Source organism: Corallococcus sp. CA041A, assembly GCF_003612075.1.
GTDB lineage: Bacteria > Myxococcota > Myxococcia > Myxococcales > Myxococcaceae > Corallococcus > Corallococcus exiguus.
This window is the reverse complement of sequence record NZ_RAWF01000527.1, coordinates 1-1,600: the sequence shown is the minus strand read 5'-3', so window position 1 is coordinate 1,600 and position 1,600 is coordinate 1. Positions and strand designations below refer to the sequence as shown.

The 1,600-nt window shown below is 67.2% G+C and carries 4 protein-coding genes; 3 read left to right on the top strand and 1 reads right to left on the bottom strand.

Annotated elements, in window-relative coordinates:
• Window positions 1–323: 323 nt before the first annotated feature.
• Together D7V77_RS41910 and D7V77_RS41905 are read left to right on the top strand one after the other, a co-directional pair.
• The gene (locus tag D7V77_RS41910) at window positions 324–530 is read left to right on the top strand and encodes a cold-shock protein (protein ID WP_120547587.1); all 207 of its coding nucleotides are present in this window, start codon (window positions 324–326) and stop codon (window positions 528–530) included.
• A 92-nt stretch (window positions 531–622) separates the two neighbouring features.
• Window positions 623–814, top strand: a complete 192-nt coding sequence (locus D7V77_RS41905) for a hypothetical protein (RefSeq protein WP_120560974.1) — start codon at window positions 623–625, stop codon at window positions 812–814.
• A gap of 121 nt (window positions 815–935) precedes the next feature.
• On the opposite strand, the gene D7V77_RS41900 is transcribed toward D7V77_RS41905, so the two are convergent.
• Entirely contained in the window at window positions 936–1,157 is a 222-nt protein-coding gene (locus tag D7V77_RS41900) for a hypothetical protein (RefSeq protein ID WP_120560975.1), read from the bottom strand.
• Window positions 1,158–1,368: 211 nt separating this feature from the next.
• On the opposite strand from D7V77_RS41900, the gene D7V77_RS41895 reads away from it, so the two are divergent.
• Window positions 1,369–1,600: MASE1 domain-containing protein (locus tag D7V77_RS41895; protein ID WP_233597561.1), on the top strand; the 232-nt coding region annotated here is incomplete at its 3' end.

Below are 1,600 nucleotides of genomic sequence, written 5' to 3'. Positions count from 1 at the left end.
GTGGAGCGGGACGGGCGGGCTCCACGATAGGACACGTCCAGGCGGAAGTGTTCGGGGGTAGAAACTATTCCAAAACACCGCCGGGTCCGAAACCTGTCACCCCTGGTTGCCTGGAGCGTCAGCCAGCGGGAAATGTACCGCCCCGAGAAGGCGTTTCACCCCGAGATCGAGGTTGTTACCTTCGTCGGCGTGAGGGAGACCGGGAGTGGTTCCCGGCTCGACTTCATGCCTGTTCAGGGTTAAGGCGCGGTCTTCGCCCCAAAATATGGCGGCGGGCAGTCCGGCGATTTCGCAGGGTTGCCAGTGGGACAAGGAAGCAGATCATGGCAAGTGGTACGGTGAAGTGGTTCAATGATGCGAAGGGCTTTGGTTTCATCACGCAGGACAGCGGTGGTCCGGACGTGTTCTGCCATCACACGGCCATCCAGTCGGACGGCTTCCGCACCCTGGCCGAGGGCCAGAAGGTGGAGTTCGAGGTGAAGAAGGGCCCCAAGGGGCTCCAGGCGGAGAACGTCCGCCCGGTCGGCTGAGCCTACCGGCTCGGCTGCTCTTCACGCATCCACGAGGTCCGGCCTTGACGGGGCCGGGCCTCTTTTTCGGCCAATGTTTTCCAGGAGGTTCCATGCAGGGAAGGTCCACGAAGCGGCAGAAGGAGATGGCGCGCGCGCAGAAGCAGCGCGAGAAGGACGCCAAGAAGGCCGGGCGCAAGACCGAGAAGGACCAGCGTCCGACTCGCGGGCCGGGCGAAGAAGATCCCGACATCGCCGGCATCATCCCGGGCCCGCAGCCGTTGCCCGACGCGTTCAACACCTGAGGCTGATGCAACGACACCGCCCCGGCCCATGAGGGCACCGGGGCGGCGGTGGGCAAGGGGCCGGTGGGCCCCTTTTTCATGTCCGCGCTCGTTCGGGCTCCCGAGCTCCGGAATCGCGTGACTAGCCCATGCCGTATCTCATCCGCTCCTTGTCCTCGGCGCGGTTGTAGGCGGTGGCCGCGGCGATGACGTGGCACACCCAGCCGAGGATGCCGCCCGTGCCCAGCCAGAAGCCGGGGGTGATGATGAGCCAGAAGACCCCGCGCAGGATGTCACCGTTGTAGATCTGCCCCACGCCGGGGATGAAGAACGACAGCAGCGCAGCAAGACCGGGACGCGACATGGATTTCGTTCCTCCTTGCCTCTTCCTACGGCCCCCAAGGGTGTCCATTGCATCCCCTGCCGGACACCGCCTGCCCGCCGGGCGGGCGTCCTGGCGGATGGGGTGCAACACACCGCGGTCCCCGCTAGCATGACGCATGTTCCTCCGGCGCTGGTGTCACGGCCCGGAAGGGACGGGGGGATTCATCATCCAAGGTCGTCCTCAGGCCCGTGTGGCGGCGTTCCCGGTCCGGGGCCTCGTGGAGGTCCTCGCGCTGGCGGCGGTGTATCTGGTGGCCGCGAGGGTGGCCCTGTCGCTGGCCGCGGAGCAGAGCCACATCTGTCCCGTGTGGTTGCCGTCGGGCGTCGCCCTGGGTGGGCTGCTGCTGCTGGGCGTGTCGCGCTGGCCCGCGGTGGCGCTGGGCGCGGGCGCGGTGGCGTACGCCATGGGGGTGACCCCGGGGG

What these genes read in the sequence shown, in the direction of transcription:
- D7V77_RS41905 (WP_120560974.1), top strand. Translation starts at nt 623, where the DNA reads ATGCAGGGAAGGTCCACGAAGCGGCAGAAGGAGATGGCGCGCGCGCAG.
- D7V77_RS41910 (WP_120547587.1), top strand. Translation starts at nt 324, where the DNA reads ATGGCAAGTGGTACGGTGAAGTGGTTCAATGATGCGAAGGGCTTTGGT.
- D7V77_RS41900 (WP_120560975.1), bottom strand. Translation starts at nt 1,157, where the DNA reads ATGTCGCGTCCCGGTCTTGCTGCGCTGCTGTCGTTCTTCATCCCCGGC.